Source organism: Baekduia sp., assembly GCF_035996765.1.
In the GTDB taxonomy this organism is placed as follows: domain Bacteria; phylum Actinomycetota; class Thermoleophilia; order Solirubrobacterales; family Solirubrobacteraceae; genus Baekduia.
Window position 1 is genome coordinate 57,628 of sequence record NZ_DASYJG010000092.1, and the last position, 26,127, is coordinate 83,754.

The 26,127-nt window shown below is 70.0% G+C and carries 26 protein-coding genes and 1 tRNA gene; 16 read left to right on the forward strand and 11 right to left on the reverse strand.

Going from position 1 to position 26,127, the window contains the following annotated elements:
- Window positions 1–20: 20 nt before the first annotated feature.
- The 3 genes from VGO10_RS19870 to VGO10_RS19880 all read left to right on the forward strand — a co-directional run bounded on the left by VGO10_RS19870 (window position 21) and on the right by VGO10_RS19880 (window position 6,052).
- Window positions 21–2,303, forward strand: a complete 2,283-nt coding sequence (locus VGO10_RS19870) for a DEAD/DEAH box helicase (RefSeq protein ID WP_327471695.1) — start codon at window positions 21–23, stop codon at window positions 2,301–2,303.
- An 83-nt stretch (window positions 2,304–2,386) separates the two neighbouring features.
- A complete protein-coding gene (locus VGO10_RS19875) occupies window positions 2,387–3,391 on the forward strand; it encodes a M23 family metallopeptidase (RefSeq protein WP_327471697.1) in 1,005 nt (334 codons plus the stop codon).
- 138 nt (window positions 3,392–3,529) lie between these two features.
- Window positions 3,530–6,052 (forward strand): penicillin acylase family protein, encoded by a 2,523-nt coding sequence (locus tag VGO10_RS19880; RefSeq protein WP_327471699.1) that lies wholly within the window; start codon window positions 3,530–3,532, stop codon window positions 6,050–6,052.
- Here the strand turns inward: VGO10_RS19880 and VGO10_RS19885 are convergent, their stop codons facing one another.
- The gene (locus tag VGO10_RS19885; RefSeq protein ID WP_327471701.1) at window positions 6,053–7,624 is read right to left on the reverse strand and encodes a hypothetical protein; all 1,572 of its coding nucleotides are present in this window, start codon (window positions 7,622–7,624) and stop codon (window positions 6,053–6,055) included.
- Between the two features lie 39 nt (window positions 7,625–7,663).
- On the opposite strand from VGO10_RS19885, the gene VGO10_RS19890 reads away from it, so the two are divergent.
- The 3 genes from VGO10_RS19890 to VGO10_RS19900 all read left to right on the forward strand — a co-directional run bounded on the left by VGO10_RS19890 (window position 7,664) and on the right by VGO10_RS19900 (window position 10,375).
- Window positions 7,664–7,736: transfer RNA gene (locus VGO10_RS19890), tRNA-Phe, on the forward strand.
- A 327-nt stretch (window positions 7,737–8,063) separates the two neighbouring features.
- On the forward strand, window positions 8,064–9,716 hold the full coding sequence (locus tag VGO10_RS19895; protein ID WP_327471703.1) for an Ig-like domain-containing protein: 1,653 nt from the start codon (window positions 8,064–8,066) through the stop codon (window positions 9,714–9,716).
- A 335-nt stretch (window positions 9,717–10,051) separates the two neighbouring features.
- Complete coding sequence (locus VGO10_RS19900) at window positions 10,052–10,375, forward strand: PIN domain-containing protein (protein WP_327471747.1); 324 nt, start codon at window positions 10,052–10,054, stop codon at window positions 10,373–10,375.
- Here the strand turns inward: VGO10_RS19900 and VGO10_RS19905 are convergent.
- The 3 genes from VGO10_RS19905 to VGO10_RS19915 are packed head-to-tail and all read right to left on the reverse strand — an operon-like array spanning window position 10,372 to window position 12,931.
- Window positions 10,372–10,935 (reverse strand): acyltransferase, encoded by a 564-nt coding sequence (locus VGO10_RS19905; RefSeq protein WP_327471705.1) that lies wholly within the window; start codon window positions 10,933–10,935, stop codon window positions 10,372–10,374. The genes VGO10_RS19900 and VGO10_RS19905 overlap by 4 nt on opposite strands.
- Window positions 10,932–12,071 carry a DegT/DnrJ/EryC1/StrS family aminotransferase gene (locus VGO10_RS19910; RefSeq protein WP_327471707.1) on the reverse strand — a complete coding sequence of 380 codons (1,140 nt, stop codon included), beginning with the start codon at window positions 12,069–12,071 and terminating at the stop codon, window positions 10,932–10,934. Before VGO10_RS19910 ends, VGO10_RS19905 begins: the two co-directional genes overlap by 4 nt.
- Entirely contained in the window at window positions 12,053–12,931 is an 879-nt protein-coding gene (locus tag VGO10_RS19915; protein ID WP_327471710.1) for a glycosyltransferase family 2 protein, read from the reverse strand. The genes VGO10_RS19910 and VGO10_RS19915 overlap by 19 nt, the downstream gene beginning before the upstream one ends.
- 139 nt (window positions 12,932–13,070) lie before the next feature.
- On the opposite strand from VGO10_RS19915, the gene VGO10_RS19920 reads away from it, so the two are divergent.
- Window positions 13,071–13,709, forward strand: coding sequence for a pyridoxine/pyridoxamine 5'-phosphate oxidase (locus tag VGO10_RS19920; RefSeq protein WP_327471712.1), 639 nt, complete (start codon window positions 13,071–13,073; stop codon window positions 13,707–13,709).
- Between the two features lie 18 nt (window positions 13,710–13,727).
- Here VGO10_RS19920 and VGO10_RS19925 read toward each other — a convergent pair whose 3' ends face one another.
- Together VGO10_RS19925 and VGO10_RS19930 are read right to left on the reverse strand one after the other, a co-directional pair.
- Window positions 13,728–14,150 carry a hypothetical protein gene (locus tag VGO10_RS19925; protein WP_327471714.1) on the reverse strand — a complete coding sequence of 141 codons (423 nt, stop codon included), beginning with the start codon at window positions 14,148–14,150 and terminating at the stop codon, window positions 13,728–13,730.
- A 27-nt stretch (window positions 14,151–14,177) separates the two neighbouring features.
- Window positions 14,178–15,107 (reverse strand): manganese catalase family protein, encoded by a 930-nt coding sequence (locus tag VGO10_RS19930; RefSeq protein WP_327471716.1) that lies wholly within the window; start codon window positions 15,105–15,107, stop codon window positions 14,178–14,180.
- Window positions 15,108–15,228: 121 nt separating this feature from the next.
- Between VGO10_RS19930 and VGO10_RS19935 the strand changes: the two genes are divergently transcribed.
- The 3 genes from VGO10_RS19935 (at window position 15,229) to VGO10_RS19945 (ending at window position 17,139) form a co-directional block, all read left to right on the forward strand.
- Complete coding sequence (locus VGO10_RS19935) at window positions 15,229–15,630, forward strand: VOC family protein (RefSeq protein WP_327471718.1); 402 nt, start codon at window positions 15,229–15,231, stop codon at window positions 15,628–15,630.
- A gap of 62 nt (window positions 15,631–15,692) precedes the next feature.
- Window positions 15,693–16,664 (forward strand): YihY/virulence factor BrkB family protein, encoded by a 972-nt coding sequence (locus VGO10_RS19940; RefSeq protein ID WP_327471720.1) that lies wholly within the window; start codon window positions 15,693–15,695, stop codon window positions 16,662–16,664.
- 31 nt (window positions 16,665–16,695) lie between these two features.
- Window positions 16,696–17,139: an SRPBCC family protein gene (locus tag VGO10_RS19945; RefSeq protein ID WP_327471723.1), complete on the forward strand. Its 444-nt coding sequence runs from the start codon at window positions 16,696–16,698 to the stop codon at window positions 17,137–17,139.
- A gap of 15 nt (window positions 17,140–17,154) precedes the next feature.
- On the opposite strand, the gene VGO10_RS19950 is transcribed toward VGO10_RS19945, so the two are convergent.
- Window positions 17,155–17,634 (reverse strand): hypothetical protein, encoded by a 480-nt coding sequence (locus VGO10_RS19950; RefSeq protein WP_327471727.1) that lies wholly within the window; start codon window positions 17,632–17,634, stop codon window positions 17,155–17,157.
- Between the two features lie 136 nt (window positions 17,635–17,770).
- On the opposite strand from VGO10_RS19950, the gene VGO10_RS19955 reads away from it, so the two are divergent.
- Window positions 17,771–18,079 carry a hypothetical protein gene (locus tag VGO10_RS19955; RefSeq protein ID WP_327471729.1) on the forward strand — a complete coding sequence of 103 codons (309 nt, stop codon included), beginning with the start codon at window positions 17,771–17,773 and terminating at the stop codon, window positions 18,077–18,079.
- A 20-nt stretch (window positions 18,080–18,099) separates the two neighbouring features.
- Here VGO10_RS19955 and VGO10_RS19960 read toward each other — a convergent pair whose 3' ends face one another.
- The gene (locus VGO10_RS19960; protein ID WP_327471731.1) at window positions 18,100–18,639 is read right to left on the reverse strand and encodes a DUF2231 domain-containing protein; all 540 of its coding nucleotides are present in this window, start codon (window positions 18,637–18,639) and stop codon (window positions 18,100–18,102) included.
- Between the two features lie 138 nt (window positions 18,640–18,777).
- Here VGO10_RS19960 and VGO10_RS19965 point away from each other — a divergent pair, with 138 nt between their 5' ends.
- The 5 genes from VGO10_RS19965 to VGO10_RS19985 all read left to right on the forward strand — a co-directional run bounded on the left by VGO10_RS19965 (window position 18,778) and on the right by VGO10_RS19985 (window position 22,929).
- The gene (locus VGO10_RS19965; protein WP_327471733.1) at window positions 18,778–19,107 is read left to right on the forward strand and encodes a hypothetical protein; all 330 of its coding nucleotides are present in this window, start codon (window positions 18,778–18,780) and stop codon (window positions 19,105–19,107) included.
- A 104-nt stretch (window positions 19,108–19,211) separates the two neighbouring features.
- The gene (locus VGO10_RS19970; RefSeq protein WP_327471735.1) at window positions 19,212–19,970 is read left to right on the forward strand and encodes a hypothetical protein; all 759 of its coding nucleotides are present in this window, start codon (window positions 19,212–19,214) and stop codon (window positions 19,968–19,970) included.
- Window positions 19,967–21,760 carry a CopD family protein gene (locus VGO10_RS19975; RefSeq protein ID WP_327471737.1) on the forward strand — a complete coding sequence of 598 codons (1,794 nt, stop codon included), beginning with the start codon at window positions 19,967–19,969 and terminating at the stop codon, window positions 21,758–21,760. The genes VGO10_RS19970 and VGO10_RS19975 overlap by 4 nt, the downstream gene beginning before the upstream one ends.
- Before the next feature lie 40 nt (window positions 21,761–21,800).
- Window positions 21,801–22,559 carry a YcnI family protein gene (locus tag VGO10_RS19980; protein WP_327471739.1) on the forward strand — a complete coding sequence of 253 codons (759 nt, stop codon included), beginning with the start codon at window positions 21,801–21,803 and terminating at the stop codon, window positions 22,557–22,559.
- A 37-nt stretch (window positions 22,560–22,596) separates the two neighbouring features.
- On the forward strand, window positions 22,597–22,929 hold the full coding sequence (locus VGO10_RS19985; protein ID WP_327471741.1) for a cytochrome c: 333 nt from the start codon (window positions 22,597–22,599) through the stop codon (window positions 22,927–22,929).
- A 28-nt stretch (window positions 22,930–22,957) separates the two neighbouring features.
- Here the strand turns inward: VGO10_RS19985 and VGO10_RS19990 are convergent, their stop codons facing one another.
- The 3 genes from VGO10_RS19990 to kdpB all read right to left on the reverse strand — a co-directional run.
- Window positions 22,958–23,524 carry a universal stress protein gene (locus tag VGO10_RS19990; RefSeq protein ID WP_327471743.1) on the reverse strand — a complete coding sequence of 189 codons (567 nt, stop codon included), beginning with the start codon at window positions 23,522–23,524 and terminating at the stop codon, window positions 22,958–22,960.
- Entirely contained in the window at window positions 23,521–24,654 is a 1,134-nt protein-coding gene (locus VGO10_RS19995; protein ID WP_327471749.1) for a histidine kinase, read from the reverse strand. Before VGO10_RS19995 ends, VGO10_RS19990 begins: the two co-directional genes overlap by 4 nt.
- Window positions 24,654–26,127 (reverse strand): potassium-transporting ATPase subunit KdpB (gene kdpB, locus VGO10_RS20000; protein ID WP_327471745.1); only part of this gene is annotated, 1,474 nt, incomplete at its 5' end. The genes VGO10_RS19995 and kdpB, both read right to left, overlap by 1 nt.

Consider the following 26,127-nt stretch of genomic DNA (forward strand, 5'->3'; position numbering starts at 1 on the left):
CTTTCCCCGGCCCGTCGCGCGTGGCGACCACCCGCACCGACGAGCCCTGGGCCGCGCTCTTAGACGAGGGGCGCGAGGACGCGCGGCTGGTGCGCCAGGCCTTCGAAGGCGCGCGCGAGCCGGTGCTGGAGCCGCTGCCCGACGACCTGCATCCGACGCTGGCGAAGGGGTTGCGCGCGGCGGGGATCTCGGAGTTGTACGCCCATCAGGCCGAAGCGTGGGATGCGGCGGCGGTCGGCCCGTTTGTCGTCACGACGGGGACCGCCTCGGGCAAGTCGTTGTGCTTCAACCTGACGACGCTCGATGTCTTGTGCAGCGATGCGAAGGCGCGCGCGCTGTACCTGTACCCGACCAAGGCGCTGGCCCAGGACCAGGCGCGCGCGATCGCGGCGTTCCGGCTCGGCCGCCATGTGCGGCCGTCGATCTACGACGGCGACACCAAGCGGGAGGAGCGCACGGCGATCCGCAAGCGCTCCAACCTGATCCTGACCAACCCGGACATGTTGCACATGGGGATCCTCCCCAACCATGCGGCGTGGGGCGACTTCTTCGCCAACCTCGCGGTTGTTGTGGTTGACGAGGCGCATGTCTACCGCGGAGTCTTCGGGTCGCATGTTGGCAATGTCCTGCGGCGGCTGCGGCGGATCGCTGCGGCGTATGGGACAGACCCGCGCTTCTTGCTGGCGAGTGCGACGATCGCCAACCCGGTTGAGCTCGCCGAGGGGTTGACCGGCCTGGATGGCTTCGCCCACGTGGAGCGCGACGGCTCGCCGGGCGCCGCGCGGCAGATCGCCATGTGGAACCCGCCGGTGACCGACGAGGCGCTGCAGACGCGGCGCAGCGCGCTGGGCGAGGCGGCGGATGTCGTGACCGAGTTGGTGGTCAAGGGTGCGCGGACGATCTGCTTCGTGAAGTCGCGCAAGGGTGTCGAGTTGGTGGCCAAGCTGATCGCCGATCAGTTGGCCGATGCCCATCCGGCGTTGCGCGATCGGGTCGCGCCGTATCGCGCGGGCTACACGCCGCAGCAGCGGCGTGAGCTGGAGGGGCGGCTGGTGTCGGGTGATCTCTTGGCGGTCGTCACCACCGATGCGCTGGAGCTGGGGATCGACATCGGGGCCTTGGACGCCGCCGTCGTCGTGACGTTCCCGGGGACGGTGGCGTCGCTTCGGCAGATGTGGGGACGCGCGGGGCGCCGCGGTCGCGGGCTGGCGGTCTACGTCGCCGGCGAGGACGCGTTGGACCAGTTCTTCTGCCGCCACCCCGACGAGTTCCTCGACCGGCCGGTGGAGAGCGCGATCGTCAACTACGAGAACGAGCAGATCCACGATCCGCACTTGCTTTGCGCGGCGCACGAGGGGCCGATCGATCCGGAGGTCGACGCCGACGTGTTGGGCCCGCGCGTGCGCGCGCACTGCGAGCACCTCGTCGCGGGTGGGTCGCTCGTCGAGCGCGGCGGCCGCTTCACGTTGCGCCGCCCCGAGGACTACCCGGCGGCGCGCGTGTCGCTGCGCTCGGGCTCGCCGGACTCCTTCGCGGTCGTCGACGTCTCTCAGGGCGAGATCCTCGGCTCGGTCGACGCGGCGCGCGCGTTCTCGACGGTGCACGACGGTGCTGTTTACTTGCACATGGGGCGTTCGTACTCGGTCAGCGAATTGGATTTGCACGGCCGCCGCGCGCTCGTCGAGCCCTTCACGGGCAACTGGTACACGCAGCCCAAGAAGGAGACCGACACGCACATCGAGCGCTTGCTCGATCGTCGCGAGACGATGGGCGCTGTGCTGTCGTTCGGAATGGTCAGCGTTACAGAGACCGTGATGGCCTACCAGCGCAAGCGGTTGCCCGACCACGAGGTCCTCGACCTCTGCGCGCTGGACATGCCGGAGACCACCTTCAGGACGCAGGCGCTCTGGTATGAGCTGGATCCGTCGCTGCTCGAGCGGGACTTCCCGTTGGAGTTGCTGCTGGGGACGCTGCATGCGGTGGAGCACTCCCAGATCGCGGTGCTGCCGCTGCTGGCCATGTGCGACCGCTGGGACATCGGCGGCTTGTCCACCAACTTGCACCCGCAGACCGGTGGCCCAACGATCTTCATCTACGACGGTCACCCGGGCGGCGTGGGGATCACCCAGCAGGGCTTCTTGGGCTTCGAGCGTCTGGTCGCCGACGCCTACCGGTTGATCAGCGAGTGCAAGTGCAAGTCGGGCTGTCCGTCGTGCGTACAGTCGCCCAAGTGCGGGAATTTGAATGAGCCGCTGGCCAAGGACGGCGCGGCTGAGATGTTGCAGCGCATGCTGGATCGCTAGGAAAGCTGCAACGAAGCTCCCCGAAGCTGCGCAAGGCGGCTTGCAGCGCGGGATTGCGGCGGCAGCGATCCGACCTTTGGTGTGTGCGCGGGTCCCTCAGGCGCAGCCTCCCTCTCCTCCTCCCCGGCCTTCTGGCCCTTGGCGCCGCGCTGCCCGCAGCGGCCTCCGGCGCCACCTCCCCGTCGGTCGGCGCGGCCTCCGCGCCGACCTATCCCCGCCCCGGCGGGGCCGAGTTCGGCCAGCCCAATGGGCGGCCAAGCGCTGCGCATCCGATCGCGGCGGTGTTTCGCATCGGGCGCCACACGATCACCGAGGGTGTGGCTCCGCGGCTGGCGATTCGTGTGAACCAGCGCGGTGTGCGGGCGGTGACGGCGCGCGTCGTCTTCCGGCCGTTGCGCGGGTCGGGCTCCGTCGTGCGCGTCGACCTCGGGCGGATCCGCACCGGCTTGCTGCTGCATCCGGCGTGGCCGATCGGGACCGTGTTGCAGCCCGGCCGCTACGTCGTCTCGCTCCACGCCGCGGGCCCGGCCGGCGGCCAGTTGCTGCGCCGCGCGTCGGCGTCGGGCAAGGCGCCGCTGACCGTGAAGGCCAAGCCCGCGCCGTTAGTTTCCCCGCCGGTCGTCGCGCCCCCGGCCGTCCCGGTGCCGGACCCCGGCATCACCAACGACGGCGTCTTCCCGGTTGTCGGCGCGCATACGTTCGGCGGTGCCGACGCGCGCTTCGGCGCCGGCCGCACCGGCCACGAGCACGAGGGCCAGGATGTCCTCGCCGCCGAGGGCACGCCCGTCGTCGCACCGCTGGCCGGCACCATCATCGCCCGCGACTACCAGGCGTCAGCCGCCGGCTTCTACCTGGCGATGGACGCCGCCGATGGCCGCTCGTTCTTCTTCGCCCACTGCCAGAAGGACACGTTCGCGGTCACCGTCGGCCAAGCCGTCGCCGCGGGCCAGCAGCTCTGCCGCGTCGGCCAGACCGGCGACGCGACAGGCCCCCACCTGCACTTCGAGATCTGGATCAACGGCTGGCGCCGTGACAAGACCAGCGCCCCGGTCGACCCGCTCGCACAGTTGCTGGCCTGGGACAAGTAGGCAGGTCCGCGCGCGGCGGTTTCGCCACGGTGGCGAAGGTGCTGCCGGGTGACGATTGGTCAAGTACTGTCATCCCTCGTCCCACGCGCCGGCAACGTCCCATTGCGGGCGCGCGACTTCCAGGAGGAGGGTCCAACGGTGCACCCCACGCGCGCCATTTTGGCAGCGACGCTCGCGCTCGCTGCCGCCATTCCCGTCGCGACGGCGTCGGCCGACACGACGTTGAACATCGTCCCCCACGGCAACGAGGCGCCCGGCGTCCCGTGGGCGTCCGCGCCCGGCATCCTGCCGGCCGACACCCAGGCCAAGATGTATGACCGGATCACGCCGCTGTTTCGCAACGTGACCGACGACGTGCTCAAGCCGAGCACGGACGGCAGCGGCTACTACAAGTCCGCCGCGCTGCTGCCGGAGAACGACCCGTCGTTCGTGACGAGCGAGACCGTCGCCGGCACGTCGCCGTCCGCCGGTGCGGTGAGCGCGCGGATCAAGCGCGACAACTACGGCATCCCGCATATCTACAGCGACACCGACGCGGGCGCGATCTTCGGCGCGGGCTTTGCGGTGGCGACCGACCAGTCCTTGTTGTTGAACCAGGCGCGCTACAACGGCGTCGCGGGACTGATCGACATGCCGGGCGTCCCGGCGATCAACCTCGTGCTCGGGTTGTACAACTACACGCCTTCCAAGAAGGTCGTGGAGCAGGCCACGGCGCTGCAGACCAAGGCGATCTCAGCGCAGGGCGCGCAGGGCAAGCAGCTGCTCAACGACATCGACACCTACCTCGCGGGCATCAACGCGCGCATGCGGGTCAGCCAGCCGACGTTGCCGCCGTTCACGCGGACCGACATCTATGCCTTGAATGCGATCAAGTCGCAGTTCCTCGGGGAAGGCGGAGGTCAAGAGGTCGACAACGCGCTCTTCCTCGATGGGCTGCGCTCAAAGCTCGGCGCCAAGACGGGCGACAAGGCGTTCTCCGATCTACGCGCTCGCAACGATGTCGAGGCGAGCGTCACGACGTCGAAATCCTTCCCGGGGCAGGGCAGCGTGAGCGTCAGCAAGCCGTCCGGGCTGGTGCGGTTGAAGTCGGGGACGTTCAAGAACTCGTTCATCAAGCTGCCGGGCGCGAAGGCCGCGAAGGCGAGCGCCGCCTCGGTGGGCAAGCGTCAGCTGGCCAGCAACATCCTCATCGTGTCGGGCGCGAAGTCGGCAACCGGCAAGCCGCTGTTCGTCGGCGGCCCGCAGATCGGCTTCAACTACCCCGGGTTGACGATGGAGATGCAGCTCTCGAGCCCCTCGATCAACGTCGAGGGCGTGACGTCCGCGCCGTTCCCGGGCTACATGCTCATCGGCCACGGCGCCGACTACGCGTGGTCGCTGACCTCGGCCGGCGCCGACATCATCGACACCTACGCCGAGAAGCTCTGCGGCGGTTCGAAGACCAAGTACTCCTACAAGGGCAAGTGCCTGAAGATGGAGAAGGTGCAGGCGGGCACGATCACCAAGCCTGGCAACGGGGCCAAGACGACGGCCGTCTTCTACCGCACCGTCCACGGCCCGGTCATCGGCTACGCCAAGGATGCGAAGACCGGCAAGCAGGTCGCCCTGTCGCAGAAGCGCTCCTCCTACGGGCGCGAGACCGTCGACCAGCTGTTCAACCAGCAGATGACGTTCGGCCGCGTGCACAGCGCGCGGGATTTCGTGCATGCCGCCGAGAAGACGCCGCAGACGTTCAACTCGTTCTACGCGAGTGCGACCGAGTCGGCGTTCTACACCTCGGGCGCTCTTCCGGTCCGGCCCAAGGGCGTCAACGGCGACCTGCCGGTCGACGGCAGCGGCAAGTACGAGTGGAAGGGCGAGCTGCCGGCGTCCAAGCACCCGCAGATGATCAACCCGTCGAGCGGCTACATCGTCAACTGGAACAACAAGCCGGCCGCGAACTTCCCGGCCGGTGACGATCGCTTCGGCAGCGAGGGCGGCATCCAGCGCGTGGACATGCTCAAGGGCGAGCTGGCCCGGTATCCCAAGGCGACGCTGGCGAATGTCCTTGCGTCGGCCAACGCAGCGGCGACCGAGGACGTGCGGATCACGCAGCTGTGGCCGACGTTGAAGGCGATGCTCGCGCGTGGCAAGTCGCCGACGGCGGGGGCGACGGCTGCGGTGCTTGCGCTGCAGCGGTGGTTCGACGCGGGCGGCTCACGCGTCGATGCGAACGGTGATGGCAACATCGACGACCCGGGCGCGGTGGTGTTGGACACGGCATGGCAGGCGATCACCAACGCCGGGCTGTGCGATCGGCTGGGCGGCGGCCTCTGCAAGCAGCTGGCGGGTCGCATCAGCCGCTTCGAGGCGCCGCCGGGCGGTCAATACGCCGGCTGGCACCAGTACATGTGGAAGGACCTGCGCACCGAGTTGGGGCAGAAGGTCCGTGGGAAGTACGGGCTCCGGTACTGCGGCGACGGCAGCGTGTCGCGGTGCTCCAGGGAGCTGTGGTCGGCGATCGACGGCGCGGCCAAGTCGATCACGAACAAGCAGGGCAGCGATGTCTCGAAGTGGACGGAGAAGGCTGCCGTCATCACGTTCTCGCCGCTGCCGTTGACGACCATGCAGTACACCAACAAGCCGTCGGGCATCCATCAGGTGATGGCCTTCGGGCAGTAGTCAGTCGTTGAGCGCGAGGGTGGCGTCGAGGTCGACGCCACCCAGCTCGGCGCGGGCCGTGCCGTCGACGTCGCCGAAGCCGCCGATGACGAGGCGGGCGAGGTCGGGGAGTCCGAGGCGGGTGACAAGCTGGTCCTGCAAGGCCGCGCCGGCGACGTGGAAGGCGAGCGCACCGCGGCTGGGTGCCGCCTGGGGCTTCCGCTCGGCGATGCCGCGGAGGCTGATGTGCAGGTCGTTGGTGACGACCAGCGTGTCGCCGAGGACGGCGGCCTTGGCGAGCGGCTTGCCGTCTCTTGTGATGGTGTAGGTGTCGCCATCGCGGTCGACGTTGAGGTTGACGCCGGCGAGGTCCAGCGCGATGTCGGGGATCGCGGCGAGGCGGTTGAGCGCCGTGCGCAGCGAGCCGCCGTCGGTGAGCTCGGCACGAAGCGCCAGCGTGTCCTTGGCCTCCGGCGTGATCGTCGTCGTGCCGGTGAGCTGGTCGATCAGCGCGTCGGTGTCGATGCGACCGAAGGTCTTCAGCGGGCCCTTGAGCGAGTCCAGCGTGGCGAGGGCGCCTTGGATGGGCTTGAGGAACGAGAGGTCGAGGCCGTCTTTGGTGGCGTCGAGGACGTGAATCGTCTGGGCGACGTTGCGGATCGCGACGTTGATCGGTCGGGTGCCCGGAGCCGGTTGGGGTGGTTGCGCACCGGGGGCGATCGGGAGGTCGGTGGGCTGGAGCTTCGTGGGGTCGGTCGCTAGATGAAGTCGTAGGCGTATGCCCGGCTTCTCGATCGCAACGGCGAGTGAGCCGCTGCGCAGCGCATCGACCCACGGAACAGCCTGGGCCTTGGCGGAGATCAGCGCGCGGGGTAGGGCGGTGGCGCGGATCAGCGCGGGCACGTGAGCGAGCGGGCCGAGGCGCTCATCGAAGGTCGCGCGTGTGAGCCCGCCCTTGTTGTCGTGCAGGGCGAAGGCGCGCTGGATGGTCTGCGTGTCGCGGGCGAGGACGAGGGCGCCGTCGCGGACGCCGAGGCGGGCGGTGTCGTCGGGGAGAGCGTACTGCTGGATGTTGGTGGAGATGGTGGGGAGCTTGCGGAGGCGGCCGTCGGAGGTCGCGCGGTCGAGCACGGCGGTGACGTCGTCTTTCGAGCGTCCGATCACGGCAGCGGTCGCGCCGGCTTTGACGATCGCGGGCAGGTCGAGTTGGAGCGAGGCGATCGAGGCGGAGAGGCCACGCGCCGCCGAGGCCGGCCCGGCCACGATGACGGGTCCGCCGAGGATCGACGGAAGGTCGGCATCGGCGTCGAGCCCCAGACCTCTGACCGCCTGGCGCACACCGTCCGCGGCAAAGCGCGCGGCAGGGAACGTCCGGGCCAGCTCTCGCAGCGCATTGCCTTGCTGGGAGCCTCTTTGGACATCGAACTGCACGACGACCGGGGAAGCGGCGGGCGCGAACGCCAACGCCTCGGCGAGCGGATCATCCACCGCCGCCTTCTGCTTCGGCTCGCCTCCACCGCCGGCAAGCAGATACGCGCCGGCCGCAAGCGCGACGACGAGCAACCCAACGACCACCATCCACCGCCGCGACACGGCGGCGACCCTACTCCCCACGCTACGCTTCCGCACCACGGCGAGTTAGCTCAGTTGGTAGAGCACACGACTGAAAATCGTGGTGTCCCCGGTTCGAGTCCGGGACTCGCCATGGGGGGAAGGCCCTGGAAATGGGCGCCTTTTGGTTTGGGCGCGGTCGGTCAAATTTGAGCGCCCACGCGCCGCTTCGGTGCGTCATCAGCCACCAGGTGCGGCCGGACTCCACCTACGGAACCGCAGCCCACCCGAGGACGGGGCTAGATCGGGTCACCAAATGTTCTCGATGCCCACCGGAGGTGGGAGCTGGGTGGCCGTCGGGCGAGACGCTGTTCGCCTGAGCGGCGGGCCAGGCACGGCGGCGGCCCGATGCACCGGATCGGTGTAGGTTCGGCGTGGACGTAGGTCGTCGTCCGCCATTTCTGATTGGAAGGAGCCGTTCGTGTCGCATCTGGGGGCGTTCCTCGCACCACGCAGGACGCGTGTCGCGTTGTTGCTGGCCGTGCTCGCGGGCACGCTGGGCGTGCTGGACGCGACGCTCGTGCCGTCGGCGACGAGCGCCGGCGGACCATATCCCGACCTGCGCGGCACCTGGACCGGCGGCGTCTGCGTCGGCGGCACGCTCGCCTCGTGCGAGACCGGCCCGCAGTACCCGGGCACGATCAACATCACCGACGAGGACTTCGTCACCGGCAAGGTCTCGATCTCGGGCAACAGCCAGATCGGCCAGATCACCAACTGCAGCCTGTTCATCGACTGGCCGTTGAGCCAGGGCTACAAGTCGGACGCCACGCTCAACATCAGCGGCAACGCGAACCTGATGGAGGGCACGTTCAACGACAGCTACGGCCGCGTCGCTCAGCCGGCGTTCTACCGCCGCACGACGCCCGGCACCGGCGGCTGCCCGCCGGGCCCGACGACGACCACCACCACGTCCACGACGCCCACGTCGACGATGCCCACCACGACCACGTCGGCGCTGAAGCCCACGTCGGTCCAGGTCGTCTGCAACTACGACGTCACGACGCAGGTCGACACCTGCACCGCGACCGTCGCCGACGCGACCGGCGCCGGCACGATCCCGACCGGCACGGTCACCTTCGCCGCCGCCAACGGCACCCACTTCCTGTTCGGCCAGACCTGCACGCTGAGCCCCGTCCAGAACGGCGTCGGCCTGGCGAGCTGCCACGGCACGCTGCTGACGCCCAACGCCGTCTTCCCGGCGATCAGCGCGCAGTACTCAGGCGACGCGACCCATGCGGCCAGCTCCGGCGCGACGCAGTTCCTCAACGCCGCGCCTGGCACGACGGCCTACGTCCCGACGATCGACCCGTTCGCCCCGCCGACGCTCGACACCGGCTTCACGAACCCCGTGTCGGACTCCACGGTCACCACCGAGGCCAGCATCACGGAGAACCTCACCGGCAGCGCGATCTGCTCGGTCGGCGGCAACAACGCCGGCACCGACGACGCGGCGACGACCGCGGCCATCAAGCACAAGGTCGTGGCGATCGTCAGCGCCAAGCTCGTCAAGCGCCACGTGCGCAAGGGCAAGGTGTCGATGAAGCTGCACTTCAACGCCGCCCGGCTCGCCCGCGCGTTCCCGCACAACGGCAAGGTCCAGGTCGTGGTCATCACCACCGTCAAGCCGCCCAAGGGCCGCCCGTTGTCGGTGTACAAGCGCATGACAATCACGCTGCACCTGAGCAAGCGGCTGCGCGCGCAGGCGCGCGCCCACGCGCACGGCGCGTCGGCCTACGCCGCCCAGACCGGCAACCCGCTGGAGTGGCAGGGCGAGTCGTGCGGCCTGCTGACGATCCGCATCCCGCGCGTCGGGCCGCCCTACACGGGCACCGTCGTCTGGCCGGCGCGGCTGCCCTGCCACAACGGCACGTTCGTCGACATGACCTTCAACGACCACGAGACCATGGGGCGCCAGGGCAACGCCTACACCTTCGACGCGACCGGGCCCGGGTACCACGTCGGCCTGCTGCTGGGCGCCCACGCCGGCACCGGCACCGGCGGCGTGAGCGCCACCAACGGCGGCGCGGGCTGTCGCGCCGACACCCCAGCGACGCTGACCCAGACGCAATGAGGGTCAGCGCCTGCATGCGTGTCAGTCCGTGCGCTGCGAGGATCGAGAGCACGAAGGCCAATGACAGTCCACCAACCTGGTCGGGACTGAGCGCAGAGGGCGCTCCGAGCACGAGACCAGTGCAAGGACTTGAATGACGCGTAGGCCGAGTCGCAGGAAGCGGAGTACGTGGCGGATGCGTCTGCGGCGCGTAGCTGAGCGGGATACCACCTGCTGCGCCACACGGGCTCTACGTCGTCGCTGAACGCGGCGATCACGGTGGGAGCGGCAAGGACACCAGCCGTCGTCATTGCGACGAGTCCTCGCCTGCTGGATGGCGACGAGCCGCAGGCTCGATCGTCCAGGACGCCTTTGGCGCTGAACGTCCTTGGATGAGCTGGGTCACCGTCGGCGAGGTCGCCCACCATGTCGAACGTCGTCACGGAGCCGACAAGGCCGCGCTCGTCGTGCGTCGGCTGCGTGCCGCCGCCGCGCTGGACGACGTCACTGCCGAGCGCGTGCTCGCCGCGGCGCACATCAAGGCGCGGCATCCCATCGCGCTCGCTGACTGCTTCGCAGCCGCTACAGCCGCCGCACGAGATGCGACGCTGCTCACCGGCGTCCCGAAACTTCTGGAACGCGACGTCGGCTGCCGTGTGCTCGACCTGCGCCCAACCTAGGCGCCGTCGCGCGCGCGCACCGTCACCTCGCGCGCGAGAACCTCGGCGCTCGGGCGATCGCCCACCGGCCGCGCCGGCTGGCCGACGTTGATCGTCCAGGGCTCGAGGCTCTTGGTGACGACGGCGCCCGCGCCGACGATCGCGCCCTCGCCGATGGTGACATCGGGCAGCACCACGGCGTTGGCGCCGATCACGACATGGCGGCCGATGTGAATCGTCCCGCGGCGCACCGACCGCAGGTCGCCGGGGATCGTCGGCCCGGTGAGGCCGGACCCGTCCATGAGATCGGTCCCGGTCACGATGCGAACCCCGGTCGCGATGCCCGCGAAGTCCTCCACCACGAGTCGCCCCCCACCCGAGATGCTCACGAAGCTCGCGATGTGCACCCAGGAGCCGATGGTGGTGCCAAGGCCACCGGCGAGGAACACGAAGTCGTCGACGATGACGTGGGTCCCGACGTCGATCGCCTCCGGGTCGAGCACGCGCACGAGCTCGTAGATGGTCACGTCGTCGCCGCAGGCCCGAAACGGGAAGCGGCAGCCGTCGAACGGACCGCTCACGCCGGCTCCGCGGCGGTCGCCGTCGCGAGCGCCGCGACGATCCGCCGCCGGTCGTCCGCGCTCTGGTCGTTGGCCATCGGCAAGGACAGTACCCGGCCGGCGAGACGCTCCGTGATGGCCAGCGAGCCGGCCACCGGCAGCCCGCCGAACGCCGGCATCCGGTGCAGCGGCACCGAGAAGTAGGCGCGCAGCTCGATCCCGTCGGATGCGGCGATCGCGATCGCCGCATCCCGCACCGCCCGCGAAGGCGCGAGCACGGGAACGAACTGCCAGGCCGGCTCGCCGTCGATGGCCTGAGGCCGGTACCCGTGCGGTCCCACGCCGGCCAGGAGCTGGGCGGCGTGTGCTCGCCGCGCGGCGAGCACGTCGCCGAAGCCGTCCAGCACCGCGAGTGCCGTGGCCGCCGGCCACTCGGCCAGCTTTGCGTTGAACCCCACCTCGGCGGCGACCGACCCAGCCTGGAACCCGAAGTTGGCCAACCGGCTGACGCGGCCGGCCAGCTCGGCGTCGGCGGAGACCAGCAGGCCTCCCTCCCCGATGGCGAACGGCTTGGTGGCATGGAAGGAGAAGACCTCCGCGGTGCCCTGACGCCCGAGGCGCTCGCCCCCGCCCGTGACCGCGCCGAACCCGGCCGCGGAGTCGACGAGAACGGGCACCCCGGCCTGCGCGCCAGCCGTCTGCCAGCGCGCGCGAATCGCCTCCGACGGCGGCGAGCCGAACGTCGACGCCGCCAGCACAGCGGCGATCGTGCCGCGCTCCAGCGCAGCGTCGAGGGCATCGGGGCATAGGTGCCACGACCCCTCCTCGACGTCGACGAACACCGGCTCCAACCCGGCCCAGAGCACGGCGCTGACCGCAGCGGCGAAGGTGAACGACGGGAGCACGACCTCCCGCCGCGGACCGTCGGTCCGGGCCAGCGCGCGCAGCCCGAGCGCGAGCGCGGAGGTCGCGTTGGCGAGCGGCACGCAGTGCAGCCCAGGCCCCAGGTACGCGTCCATCCGCTCGACGAGCAGCTTCAGGCACGGACCCTGATTGGAGAACCAGCGGACGCGCTCGGCGGCGGAGAAGTAGGCGGCGATCTCGGACACCGGCGGGAGCGCCGGCGCCTGGAAGCGGATCAGCGGTCGGTCGTCCACAGGCGGCTGGGGTAGTAGTCGACGAGGATCTCGTCGACGAACGCGAACCGGACCCCGGTGCGCAGCATGCGCCGGGTCCGGTTCCAGTCGCCGGGCTCGTCGAAGGCGGCAGCAGCCAGCTCGAACTCGAACATCCTCATGGCCCGATGCTGAAGGGCGGGCTGCCAGCCGAAGGGGAAGACGGGCGGGAACGACCCGAGCACCTGCTCGCTGCCGTCGGGGCCGAGGCACACGAGCTTGGCGTAGGCGACTTCGGCCCGCTGAGCGCGAGCGGTTGCCAGCAGCGTGCTCACGTGGTGCGGCCGGAAGGCATCGTCATCATTGAGGATGGCGATCCACTCCCCTCGGGCCAGATGCAGCGCGTGGTTCATCGGCGGGGTCCCGGCGACGTACCAGCGCTTGATCTCCTCCTCGGGGTAGAAGCCGCGCATCGGGAGGTTGACGTAGCGCACGCGGTCGTCGCCGAGGCCGGCGATCGCCTCCGCGGTCTCCGGCGGCGCGCTGTCGCCGACGACAACGACCTCGATCGAGGGATGGTCCTGCGCCAAGGCGGAAGGGATGGCCCGTTCGACCAGGCCCTGCCAGTTGCGGTAGGTCGGGATGCAGACGCTCACGAGCGGCGTCTGCACCGTGAAGGGACGCTCGTAGGACCCCTCGCCCCGGGCCGCCGCGAGCCGGCTGCGCACCGTCGGCTCGTCCTCGACCGCCGCGGCGATCCCGGCCATGGCGTCGGCGCGGAACGTGGCGAGGTCGGCCCGGGCCTGCGCCAGCGACGCGGCGATGTCCTCGACCCGCCCCGCGAGCGCGGTCATGGCCTCGGCCGCGTCGGGCGAGGGCGGCTTGCGTCGGCGAAATGGCACCGACTGGATCCTAAAGCGAGGGTCTGCGGCGCGCGGGGCGGTCACCGATATCCGGATAATCGTTCTTCACCATCACCTTGTCACTGGATGCCGGCGTGCTCGTCTGCTCGCGATCGCGCGCGACCGGAATACTCACGGTGTGACGAACGCCGATGACCTGGCCGATCGCCTCCGCGCGCTGGAGGTCTTCGCGACCGACCTTCCGACCTTCGACGTCGAGCAAGCCCCCGAAGACCCCGACGAGCTGTTTGTCGCCTGGATCGAGGACGCCATCGCCAACGCGGTTCCCGAGCCCCACGCCATGACGCTCAGCACCGTCGATGCCGACGGCAGGCCGAACGCGCGGGTCCTGATCCTCAAGGGCATCGAGAACTGCAGATGGCGGTTTGCCTCCAGCGGGCTGAGCGTCAAGGGCCGGGAGATCGCGGCGACCGGCGTCGCGGCGACGACGTTCTACTGGCCGCAACGAGGCAGGCAGGTCCGCGTGCGTGGCTCGGTGGCTCCGGCGCTGCCAGAGGTCAGCGCCCAGGACTTCCTCCAGCGCTCACCCGAAGCGCGCGCCGAGGCGCTCCAAGCCCGCCAGAGCCAACCGCGCGTCGGCCCGCAGCCGCCGGACGACGGCCCGGCCCCCGCCGGTCTCGTCGCCGAGCACTGGACGGTGTACGAGATCGCGCCAGAAGAGATCGAGTTCTGGCAGGCCGACCGCAACCGTCGCCACGTGCGGCTGCGCTATACGCGGACCGGCACGGCCTGGACCGCGCAGTGCCTCTGGCCTTAGCGCGCTAGAGGCACGGCGTCACTCGTCGCCGTAGCCCGCCTCGGCCCGCTGCTTGCGCGCCTTACGCTCGCGCGCCTCGATGCCGTCCATACGTCGCAACACGTTGCGCATCTGCTTCTCATCAGGCGGCCCAGACTTCCAGGCTCCGTATCCAAGTCCGAAGCGAGACAGGAGCACCAGAGCCTCCTCGGCAAGCGCGAGGCGCCCATCTCGCACTTCGGTGCGCGACAGCGCGGGGAGGTTCAGCTCCGGGTCGCCATTGGGCAGGCGGTCGACGAAGTTCGCGAGCTTGCGCAGGGCCAGATCTGCCCGGGCGTTCTGCCGCCGAGCGTCCTCGTCGTCGCTGAACTCCTCCGCCTTGCCTCGGCGCCATTGCGCCGAGGCGCGGATCGTCTCGACCAGTACACGACGCTGATCGGCTGCGGATCGCTTCTCCTGCACGGGACGCAGTTTTACCGGGTCATCGCCTCACTCGTCGGCGACCTTGCCGGTCGGCTCGTCAAAGCCCGCGGCCTTGCGCAGCTTCTGGGCGATCTCGGCGATGTCCTCGGGCGCGTAGTCGGGCGCGAAGACGTCGGTCTGCGGCGGCAGGTCATGGGCCAGGGCACCTTCTGGCGGGCCGTCCTCGACGATCAGGTCCTCCCCGGTCTCGGGGTGCGGCCCGTTGAAGACCGCGGCGATCTCGTGGTAGTCGGTCGTCGAGAAGCGATAAAGGATGCGGTGCAGGCCCTTCTTGATGTGCGGCTGGCACTCGGGGATCTTGTCGGTCGGGATCCGCGGGGCCGGGAAGGCCTTCATCATGTTGACGCCGGTCAGATTCTCCAGCGCGCGGGCGTAGGCGACCTGGTGGACGCCACCGCGGACGAGCAGGTAGCCGGTCAGCGCGCGGGCGGCCGGGTGCTCGACCATCTGGTAGACCTTCAACTTGCCGTTGCGGGCGCCGGTCTCCAGGAAGAAGTTGTGGGTCAGGTCCTCGACCAGATCACCGGAGCTGAAGACGTAGTCGCCGGACCACGGGATCTGGCGTGAGTCGGCCGGGAGCGCACCCTTGCCGCCCGCCAGGAAGTGGTGCGACGCCCCGACGCCCTTGTACTTGGCCAACGTGGCGTCGGGGGCCTGTGCGTCAACCTGCGCCGGGTCGGTCAACATGGTGTTGATCGCCGCGGCGACGACCTCGATGTGACCGAACTCCTCAGCGGCGATGTTTGCGATCAGGTCGTAGAACGGTCGTGCGGCTTGCCGGCCGCGGAAGTTGAACGACTGGAAGGTGTAGTTCATGAACGTCGACATCTCGCCGAAGCGGCCGCCCATCAGCTCCTGGACGGCGGCAGCCCCGTCGGGGTCGGGATCGAATGGGGGCGGGAGGGCAACGCCCAGCCGATCGATGCGGGTGATCATGTGATGCGACTCCTCGTCGAGGGACAGTGTCCTGACGACGTCCCTGTCTGAGTCCACCGGGAAACATTGGTTCTCGTCTGGCCGCGCATCGCGGTCCGGGAATCCTGGGTAGGCCCGCTGCATGCCCAGCAGACGCATCGTGATCGACCACATGAGCATCGGCGTCAGCGATCTGCGCGCCAGTCGGCGCTTCTATCTGGCCGCGCTCGCCCCGCTCGGATTCGTTGAGCAGGGCAGTTGGAGCGATGATGCCCGCGAGGTGACGTTCGGCCCGGACGACATCGACGACTTCACGATCTCGACCGTGTACCCGGCGACGGCCGGCGGCCACGTGGCCTTTGCCGCCGACTCACGCGAGCAGGTCGACGCTTTCTATGACGCCGCGATCGCGGCCGGGGGCGCCGACAACGGCGGCCCAGGAGTCCGGCCCGACTACTCCGCGGGGTACTACGGCGCGTTCGTGCTCGATCCCGACGGCTACAACGTCGAAGCCGTCTACCACGAGCCGCAGCGCCGGACCTGACACCACCGTGCGACGACTCCGGTCCGTGGTACAGAAAGCCCGGCATCGGGGACGCCGTGAGCATGTCCCGTGACACCTCCGAACGACGCTTCACCCGTCACCGGCAGACGACCGCCGCCGCACCAGACGATCCGACCGATCTGTCAGGCCGCTCGTGGTGGGCGGTGCTCAAACGCACCTTCAAGGAGTTCAAGGCCGACAACCTGACCGACTGGGCCGCCGCGCTGACCTACTACGGCGTCCTGGCGATCTTCCCGGCGATCATCGCGCTGGTGTCGATCATCGGGTTGATCGGTCCCTCGGCGACGCAGCCGATCCTCGACAACCTCGCGGCGCTCACGCCCGGACCGGCCAACGACATCCTGTCGGGCGCCGTCAAGCAGGTGGCCGGCAGCCGCGGCGGGGCGGGCCTGGCGTTCATCTTGGGGATCGCGCTGGCGATCTGGAGCGCGTCGGGCTACGTTGGCGCGTTCGCGCGCGCCTCCAACGCGATCTATGAGGTCCCCGAGGGCCGGCCGTTCTGGAAGCTACGCCCGATGCAGCTGATCGTCACCACCGTGATGATCCTGCTGATCGCCGCGTGCGCCCTGGCGGTCGTGGTCACCGGGCCGGTCGCTCAGCAACTCGGTGATGTCGTCGGCGCCGGCTCGACCGCGGTGACCGCCTGGGACATCGCCAAGTGGCCGATCATCGCGCTGGTGGTCAGCTTGATGTTCTCGGTCTTGTACTTCGCGGCGCCCAACGTCAAGCAGCCGGGGTTCAAGTGGATCACGGTCGGGGGCGTCGTCGCGCTCGTGGGGCTGCTGGCGGCCTCGGCCCTCTTTGCGTTGTACGTGGCGAACTTCTCCTCCTACAACAAGACCTATGGCGCGCTGGGTGGCGTGATCGCGTTCCTGGTGTGGTTGTGGGTCGCCAACCTCAGCGTCCTGCTCGGCGCTGAGCTCAACGCCGAACTGGAGCGCGGCCGCGAGCTTGCTGCCGGCCAGCCCGCCGAAGACGAGCTGCAGATCGAGTTGCGCGACGATCGCACATGACCGCGGGAGGCGGCGGGTAGCGCGACTGCACATGGCTCGCAACGTCGCCATCTTCCCGGTGCCCATCAAGCAGGTCTTCGCCGTCTTGGCCGATCCCGAGAGGTACGGCTACTGGGTCGTCGGCTCCGACAGCATCCGCGATGCCGATGCGTCATGGCCCGCCGCCGGCGCCAAGCTCCATCACCGCGTGGGGGTCGGACCGTTCAAGCTCAACGACAACACCGAGGTCCTCGAAGTCACCGAGCCCGTGCACCTCGTGCTCCAGGCACGGGCTCGCCCGCTGGGCACCGCGCGCGTCGTCCTCGACCTCGTCGACCTTGGCGACCGCACCCAGGTGACCATGGTCGAAGGTCCTGGCGACCGCTTCAGCCGCCTGTTGCACAACCCGATCGCCGACTTCGTGCTGCGCCGGCGCAACGACGAGGCGCTGCGCCGGCTCGGGACGCTGGCCGGCGAGCGCCCCGAGCCGGCGTAGGACGGTCTCGCTCGGTCAGGCGGCCGCCTCTTGGGACGCGAGCGCCAGCGACGCGCGGCGCACGGTCTCGACGTGCTCGCGCTGGACGCCGACGGCCCAGCCGGCCAGCGCGCGAACGTCCTCGGCGCCGATCGTCTCCGACATCTTCTCGACGATCTCCCAGTGACACAGCTCGCCCGCCTCGGCCATGCTCAGGAACTCGAAGCCGTCGAGCGCCTCTTCCTCGTCAGCGAGGTAGGTCTCCATCATGTCGGTGGCCTCGCTCTTGGTCTCGCGCGCCATGTCGCGGATCGCGGTCTTCTTGCCGTCGAGACCATCGATCAGCTCGTCGGTGCGCCGCTCGGTCTCGGCAGCCTGCTCGCGCATGCGCGACAGGGCTTCGGAGAAGATCTCGGCGTCCTCCATCTTGCCCACGGTGTCCGCCGCGATCTGGGCGGCCTGCGCGAGCCCGAGCACCTCGGCGAGCTTCTCGTCCAGCGGGGTCAAGTCGGCCATCCTGGTCTCCTTCGATCGGGGTTGAGAAGAAGGCACTACCCGTGCGCAGGACCCGGCATCCGGCGAGATAGCGGACGGCTCAGAACGCCTCGCCCGTGAACGCGTAGCGTGCGCGCGCCCGGGGAACCCCACGGTCATGACCAAGACCGACGATCTGTTCACCACACTTCGCAAGAGCGGTCTTCGCAAGAGCGTCGCTAAGGCGGTCGCCGATGCCGAAGGCGCCAGCAAGAAGGGCAGCGGCAAAGCCGAGGCGCTGGCGCGCGACGCGCTCAAGGACCTCAACAAGGCCGGTGACGCGATCCGCGCCCGCGTGCTCGACGGCGGCAAGCGCAGCCAGGCCGGCAAGAAGGCTGCTGCCACGCGCAAGCGCGATGCGGCCAAGCGCTCAGCGGCCGCCAAACGCGGCGCCGCGACGCGCAAGGCGCGCGCCAAGTCCCGCTGAAGAACGCGTCGTCGTCTCCATCATGGCCGCGATCCACCCGGTTCGCGGGCACCGATGCCGACACCTCGCACGTAGCTCAGGTGACCGCCGAGATAGCCGCTCGCGCCGAGCAGGCCGTTGGCCGCGACCGACAACGCGACACCCCTGGCACGCTTGCCCCGACCGCGGGCCACCAAGGATCCGAGTTGGAGTCCGAGGGCGGCGGCGTTGGCCAACCCGTGCACGATCCCGACACGTCGAGCAGCCGGATCGCGTGTCTCGACGTCGGCCCAATCCGTCGCGCCGGTCAGCGCCGTCGGGACGGCGCAGACGATCCCGGCGGCGACCAGCCGGTCGCCACCGCGACCGCCGGTGAGATCAAGCAGAAGCCCGCTCGTCCACGCGCCGATGACCATGTCGGTGAGCAACGGATGCAGCGCGTGACCCATCCATGTGCCCTGCAGCGCATCCTTGACCGGTCCCGGCCGGACGGCGCTGCGAACCAGCGCGCCGACGGAGGCGGATACGTTGTCGAGGTCGGCGGAGGCTTCGATACGACCGGTGAGGTCCTGGGGGTCCATCTCCTCCGTCTACCCGGTCGGGGCATCCGGCACGTTCGTCTCTCCGAGACAGCCGGTCCCCTCGTCCCGCTTCCAGGAATGCCGGGACGGCACGCCCAAACGCCACACGCGCGGCGCCGTCGCGGTACCGTGACGCCGATGACCGGCCGGCCGGGATCCCGCGCATTGCTGGGCGCCGCCTTCGTGGCGGCGGTCCTGGCGAGCGCGCTGCGCCTCGGCGTCGATGCCGAGCTCCTGCTCTGGTTGGCCCCAGCAGTTCTGCTGGTCGCGCCGCTGATCATGGGGCGATTCATGGGCGAGGACGTGATCGACGCTCGCCGCGCAGCACGCGCGACACCGCGACGACGGCGCGGCGCGACCGCGATCAGCGCTCCTTACCGGGCACCCGATGTCGCCGGCCACCGTGGCCTGCTGCTGGCCTTCCGCCTCGCCGAGCGCGGACCGCCGGCGTCGCTGCTCGTCGCCTGAGCCTGACGCCGACCGTCGCCTGCTGACGGCCCCGGCGTCGTGTCGCTCCTCGTGCCCGGCACGAGGCATCGCACGCTCCGCCCTGCTTCTAAGGACAGATCCGCATGACCGCCGTCTCCCTGCGCCGCGCGACGACCATCGCCGTCCTCGCACTGGTCTCGCTCGCCACCGTTCCCGTCGCCGCGCTCGCCCACGGCGGCAACCCCAACTTCCGCTCGGTCTTCCACGGCCTCAGCACGCCGCTGCCGGGGGTCCAGGTGCAGGTCATCGGCTACGACTCGCTCTACGAGCTGCGGTCCAGCGCCAAGCAGCCGGTGACGATCTACGGCTACGACGGTGAGCCCTATTCGCGGATCCTGCCCGACGGCACCGTGCAGCAGAACACCAACTCGCCGGCCGTGTACCTCAACAACGACGAGTTCGGCACCGCGCCCGTTCCCGCCCATGCGCACAAGGGCGCGCCGGTGGTGTGGAAGACGGTGGACAAGACCGCGACGATCACCTGGCACGACCACCGCATGCACTACATCGGCAAGGGCACGCCGCCGAAGGTGACCGACACCCATAAGAAGACCAAGATCTTTGACTACACGATCCCGCTCTCGGAGGGATCGACCAAGTCCAACATCACGGGCACGCTGTTCTGGGTCGGGCCGGCCGGCGGCGGCTTCCCGGTCGGGGCGGGCATCGCGTTCGCCGTGATCTTGCTGGGCAGCGCGGTGCTTGTGGTGACCGTGCGGCGGCGCCGCGCGGCGACCGCAGGCGAGGGACCCGAGTCGGGCGACGACGGAGACGGGACCGCGCCGACCGCCGTCGACCCCTCGGAGCCTGCGGGGACGGGTGGGCGGAAAGAGGCGTGGTGAGACGGCGCGCGCTCACACTCGCCGCAGCGCTCCTCGTCCTCGCGGCGCTGCCGGCCTCCGCGTGCGCACACGCCCAGCTCGAGTCGACCTCGCCCCAGCGCGGCGCGCTGGTCGCCAAGGAGCCGAGCGCGATCTCGTTCACCTTCGACGAGCCGGTCAGCGGCACCGACGGCGCGGTCCGCGTCTTCGACACCAAGGGCAATCGCGTCGACGACGGCGCCGCCTACCATCCCGGCAGCGTCGGCAAGACGTTCGCCGTGCATCTCAAGACGGGACTGCCGAAGGGCACCTACACCGCCACCTACCGCGTCGTCTCGGCCGACACGCACATCGTCACCGGCGGCTTCGTCTTCTCGATCGGCGCGCGCAGCGCCGGCGCGGGGTCCACGGTCGGCCAGTTGCTGGCCGGCCAGAAGACCGGACGGGTCACCTCGTGGGGTTTTGCCGTCACCCGCGGTGTGCAGTACGGAGCGATCGGGATCGGCGCCGGCCTGCTCGCGTTCCTGCTCGCCGTCTGGCTGCCGGCGCTGCGGCGCCTGGGCGGTGGCACCGAGGAGTGGGAGCAGGCCGCGAGCGCCTTCGTCGCCAGGCTGCGGATCGCACTGCTGATCGCTGCGGGCTTCGGACTGGCTAGCGCCCTGCTCGGCATCGGGCTGCAGGCCGCCGAGTCGGCCGGCGTGCCGCTGTGGAAGATCACCGGCAGCGTGATCTCCGACGTCCTCGGAACGCGCTTCGGGACGATCTGGGCCGCGGGCGCCGTCGCGTGGGTGGTGCTCGGTGCCGCCGCGCTGACCGTGCTGGCCCCGCGCTCGGCCCGCGCGCCCGTCCTGCAGTCCGCCTCGCTGGGCGCCGACGGCGCACTGCTGGCCCCGCGTGCCGGTGCCACCCGGCTGCTGCCCCTGTTGATCCCCGCCGCCGCGCTCATCTTTCTTCCAGCACTTGCCGGCCATGCCAGCATCCAACATCCGGTCTGGCTCTTCCTCCCCGCCAACGTCATCCACGTCAGCGCGATGTGCCTGTGGCTCGGCGGCCTGACCGCCCTGCTGACCTGCCTGCCCGCCGCGACCCGCCGCCTGCAAGGCGCCGACCGCACGCGCCTGCTCGCCGGTGGCCTGGCCCGCTTCTCCCCCATCGCGCTGGGCTGCGTCGTCGCGCTCACCGCCACCGGCGTCATCCAGGCGCTGATCCAGATCAACGCGTTCAACGAGCTGTGGAACACCCCGTATGGCCGCGCCGTCCTGGTCAAGATCGGGCTGATCCTCGGCCTGATCGGCCTCGGCGCGCTCAACCGCCGGCGCAGCGTCCCGCGCCTGCGCCAGCTCGCCGACGAGGGCGCGACCCCCGGCGCGGCCGGCCTGCTGCTGCGCCGCACGCTGCGCGCCGAGGTCGCCGCGATCGCCGTCGTGCTGACCGTCACCGGCGCGCTGGCCGGCTACGCGCCGGCCAAGACCACCGCCACCGGGCCCGTGCAGGTCACCAGCACGGTCGGCCCCGCGCAGCTGTCCCTCGACGTCGACCCCGCCCAGGTCGGCGCCAACGACATCCACATCTACCTCCTGGATCCCAAGAGCGGCGCGCAGTACAGCAAGGTCAAGGAGCTGACGGTCACCGCGACCCTGCCCGCCAAGGGCATCGGGCCACTCGACCTCCAGGTCCAGGACACCGGCCCCGGCCATTGGACGATCCCCGCCGCCATCCTCGGCGCCCCCGGCACGTGGACGCTGGATCTCATCGCACGGGTCTCGGATTTTGATCAGTACGAGCGCAAGGTGACGGTGCACATCCGATGACCGCCGCGACCACCACGATGACCACGACCCAGGACCCTCCATGTTGAGCAAGACCACCACCTTGGCCGCCGTCGCCGGCGCAACCATCCTGGTGGCGCCGTCCGCGGCACTGGCCCACGTCAGCTTCCACCCCAACGCGATCCCTCAGGGCGCGTTCGTCACCACCGACATCCGTGTGCCCAACGAGGAGAGCAACGCCAGCGTCACCGCGATCCGCGTCAAGCTCCCCGAGGGCGTGCTCGACGCCCAGGGTGCACCCCCGGCCGGCTGGAGCTTCTCGTCCAAGACCAAGAAGCTCGCCAAGCCGATAAAGACCGACGACGGCACCGTGACCAGCGAGATCACCGAGGTCGACTTCACCGGCGGCAAGATCAAGCCCGGCGATTTCGGCAACTTCCCCGTCGCGCTCGGCCTGCCCGACGCCGCCAAGCAAGGCCAGGTCATCGGCTTTCCGACGATCCAGACCTACTCCAACGGCGACGTCGTCCGCTGGATTGGCACCCCCACCGATGACAAGCCTGCGCCGACGATCGACGTCACCGCCCCGGGCGCCGCGGCGCTCGACGTGACCGGCGGCGACGCCGGGCCGCCCGCCAAGCTCCCCGCGAACCTCACCGGCGTGGCCTCCACGTCCGCGAGCGCCACCGCCACCCCGGTTGCCGCGACCAAGCCGGCGACGACCGTCATCACCAAGAAGGAGACGAGCACGCTCTCGATCATCGCCCTGATCGTCGGCGCGCTCGGCTTGATCGCCGGCGGCGCCGCACTGGCCACCCGTCGCCGAACGGCCGCGGCGTAACGCCATGGCTGCCCTGAGGCGATCGGGTATCGCGGCGGTGAGCGTCGCTCTTGCCGTGGCAGCGGCGGGGTGCGGTGGCGGAAGCTCGGGATCGGGCGGATCGAACACGACGCGCAATAGCGCGAGGCCTGCCCCCGACCCCGGCCACGCGCTCTTCACCTCGGTCGGCTGCTCGTCCTGCCACACGCTCGCGGCCGCCGGCGCCCACGGGCAGGTCGGTCCGAACCTCGACACCCTCAAGCCCAGCGCCAAGCAGGTCGCCAAGCAGGTCACCAACGGCGGCGGCGGGATGCCCGCGTTCAAGGACCAGCTCGGCTCCGCCCAGATCCGGCAGGTCGCGAGCTACGTCGCGAAGGTGGCCGGCGGCTAGAAGAGCCCCAACTTGAAGATCCGTGTCATCAAAAGTGCCCGGCCACCGATGCCGCCACCTCGCGGTGATCCTCGGGCGCCGGGCGCAGAATCAGCACCTCGGCATCCGCCCGATCCAGCAGCCAGACGAGGTCGTCGCCGCCGAACCCACCCGTCGGGTGAGCCGTCGCCGAGACGATGACGCGGTCGAAGTGCTCGTCCTCGAGGATCCGGCGCAGCGCGTCGCGGTAGGTCCGCCCGCGGATGATCCGCCCGTCGATCGCGACCTCCTGGTCGATCGCGCGCTGCTCGATCGTCTCCAGCAGCGGCATCGCCCGCAGGCACTGGGCGGGCAGCGCGGCGTCGAGCGGCAGGTTCAGCGGCACGGTCGCCAAGTAGCAGGGCATGAGCGTCGCGTTCTCGACGCGCGCCAGGCGCACGGCGGCGTCGAACGCCCGCTTCGAGATCGCCGTCCCCGTGAACGGCAGCAGGATGCGCCCCACGGCCTCTGGCCGCCCGTTGCGCTGGCGCTGCTTTTGCGGTGCGTACCAGCGCCCGGCCGCAGCGCCACCCGCGACGGCCGCCACCAGGGCGACCGATACCACGATGATGATCATGTGCTTGGTCCTTTCCGTCCGCGCATCCGCGTGCGGTCGGCGACGATGCGAACATCGACGCCCGGCGCCAGCCGCACGAGGCGCATCGGGAGCGGCTCGCGCAGGCGGGCGAGCCCCCGGGCCGGGCGCGACGCGCCCAGCAAGATGTAGGTGATGCCACGCTCGTCGGCGATCCGCGCCGCGGTGGTGGCGACGTCGTCGCCCTCCTCGACGAGCAGCGTCGCGCCGAGCACCGACGCGAGCTGTTGCAGGGCGTGGAGGCTGGCCCCCGCATCACCGTCCGGGATGGCGCCGCCCGGCGGCGCCACCCACAGCAGATCCAGCGGCGCGCTCAGCCGCTGGGCCGAGCGCCACGCGCGGCGGATCAGCCGCTGGGCGCCCGGGTAGGGCTCGATCAACGCGAGCAGGCGCTCGCCGACGGCCTGTGCCACGCCGGCGTCAACGCGCTCCTCACGCGTCCCGAGCGGCTGGTCGACCTCGACGCGGCGCGCCTCAACGTTCTCGGCGACCTGGCGCAGCGCGGTCTCGCGCAGGGCATTGAGGTTCTCGACCTTGAAGAAGTTGTTGAGCGCCGCGTCAATGCGCTCGGTGGGGTAGATCTTGCCGGCACGCAGCCGCTCCACCAGCGCCTCGGGCGTGACGTCGACCAGCACGATCTCGTCGGCGCGGGCCAGCAGCGTGTCGGGCACGGTCTCGCGCACGCGTACCCCGCTCAGCTCCGCAATCTTGTCGTTGAGCGACTCGAGATGCTGAACGTTCATCGTCGACACCACGTCGATCCCGGCGTCGAGGATGAGCTCGACGTCCTCGTAGCGCTTGACGTGCTCGAGGCCCGGCGCGTTGGTGTGAGCGAGCTCGTCGATCAGCACCAACTCGGGTTGACGCGCGAGGACCGCCGGGACGTCGAGGTCCTCGAACGTCGTGCCCCGGTAGGTCATCCGCCGGCGCGGCAAGCGCTCGAGACCCTCGGCGCGCCGCTCGGTCTCCACCCGCCCGTGCGTCTCCAACAGACCGATCACGACGTCACGGCCCGCCTCCAGCTCGGCCCGCCCGTCGTCGAGCATCCTCACGGTCTTGCCGACGCCGGCGGCCATGCCGAGAAACACCTTTAGATGGCCGCGGGTCTCCATCAAGCCCCGAGCAGGTTGTGGACCACCAGGTCGATGAGCTTGATGCCCACGAACGGCGCGATCAGCCCTCCCAGCCCGTAGATCAGGAGGTTGCGGCGCAGCAGCGCGGTGGCGCCGACCGCCTTGTAGGCCACGCCGCGCAGGGCGACCGGCACCAGCATCGGGATCACGATCGCGTTGAAGATGATGGCCGAGATGATCGCCGACTCGGGCGTGCCGAGGTTCATGATGTTGAGCGCGTCCAGCGGTCCGGTTGCATCGCCGTTGGCGGCGTAGGTCGCGACGAAGATCGCCGGCAGGATGGCGAAGTACTTGGCCACGTCGTTGGCGATCGAGAACGTCGTCAGCGCGCCGCGGGTGATCAGCAGCTGCTTGCCGACCTCGACGACCTCGATCAGTTTCGTCGGGTTGTTGTCGAGGTCGACCATGTTGCCTGCCTCCTTGGCCGCGGAGGTGCCGGCATTCATCGCGACGCCGACGTCGGCCTGGGCGAGCGCGGGTGCGTCGTTCGTGCCGTCGCCTGTCATCGCGACCATCCGGCCTCGCGCCTGCTCTTCCTTGATCAGGGCCATCTTCGCCTCTGGCGTAGCCTCTGCGAGGAAGTCGTCGACCCCCGCCTCGTCGGCGATCACGGCGGCCGTGACCTGGTTGTCGCCGGTGATCATCACCGTGCGGATGCCCATCTTCCGCAGCTCGTCGAAGCGCTCGTTCATGCCGCCTTTGACGATGTCCTTCAGGTGGATGACGCCGAGCACGAAGTTGTCCTGCGCCACGACGAGCGGCGTGCCCCCGGAACGAGCGATCTTGTCGACCTCTTCGTCCAGCCGCTCGGGCGCGTGGCCGCCCTGCTCTTCCACGAAGCGCTTGACCGCGTCGGCGGCGCCCTTGCGCAACCTGCGGCCGTCGAAGTCGACGCCGCTCATGCGGGTGGTCGCCGAGAACGGGATGAAGCTCGCCTCGAGCTCCGACAGCTCGCGCCCTCGCAGCCCGTAATGCTCCTTGGCGAGCACGACGATCGAACGGCCTTCAGGCGTCTCGTCGGCGAGCGAGGAGAGCTGGGCAGCCTCCGCGAGCTCGTTGTCGGTGACCCCGTCGACGGCCACGAACTCGGTCGCCTGCCGGTTGCCGAGGGTGATCGTCCCGGTCTTGTCGAGCAGGAGCACATCGACGTCGCCGGAGGCCTCGACCGCGCGGCCCGACATCGCGAGCACGTTGCGCTGGACGAGGCGGTCCATGCCGGCGATGCCGATCGCCGACAGGAGCGCGCCGATCGTCGTCGGGATCAGGGCGACGAGCAGCGCGATCAAAACGGTCTGGGAGGTTGGCGTACCCGCGTAGATCGCAAAGGGCCGCAGCGTGACCACGGCCGCGAGAAAGGTGATCGTGAGGCCCGCAAGGAGGATGTTGAGCGCGATCTCGTTCGGAGTTTTGCGCCGCTCGGCGCCTTCCACGAGCGCGATCATGCGGTCGAGG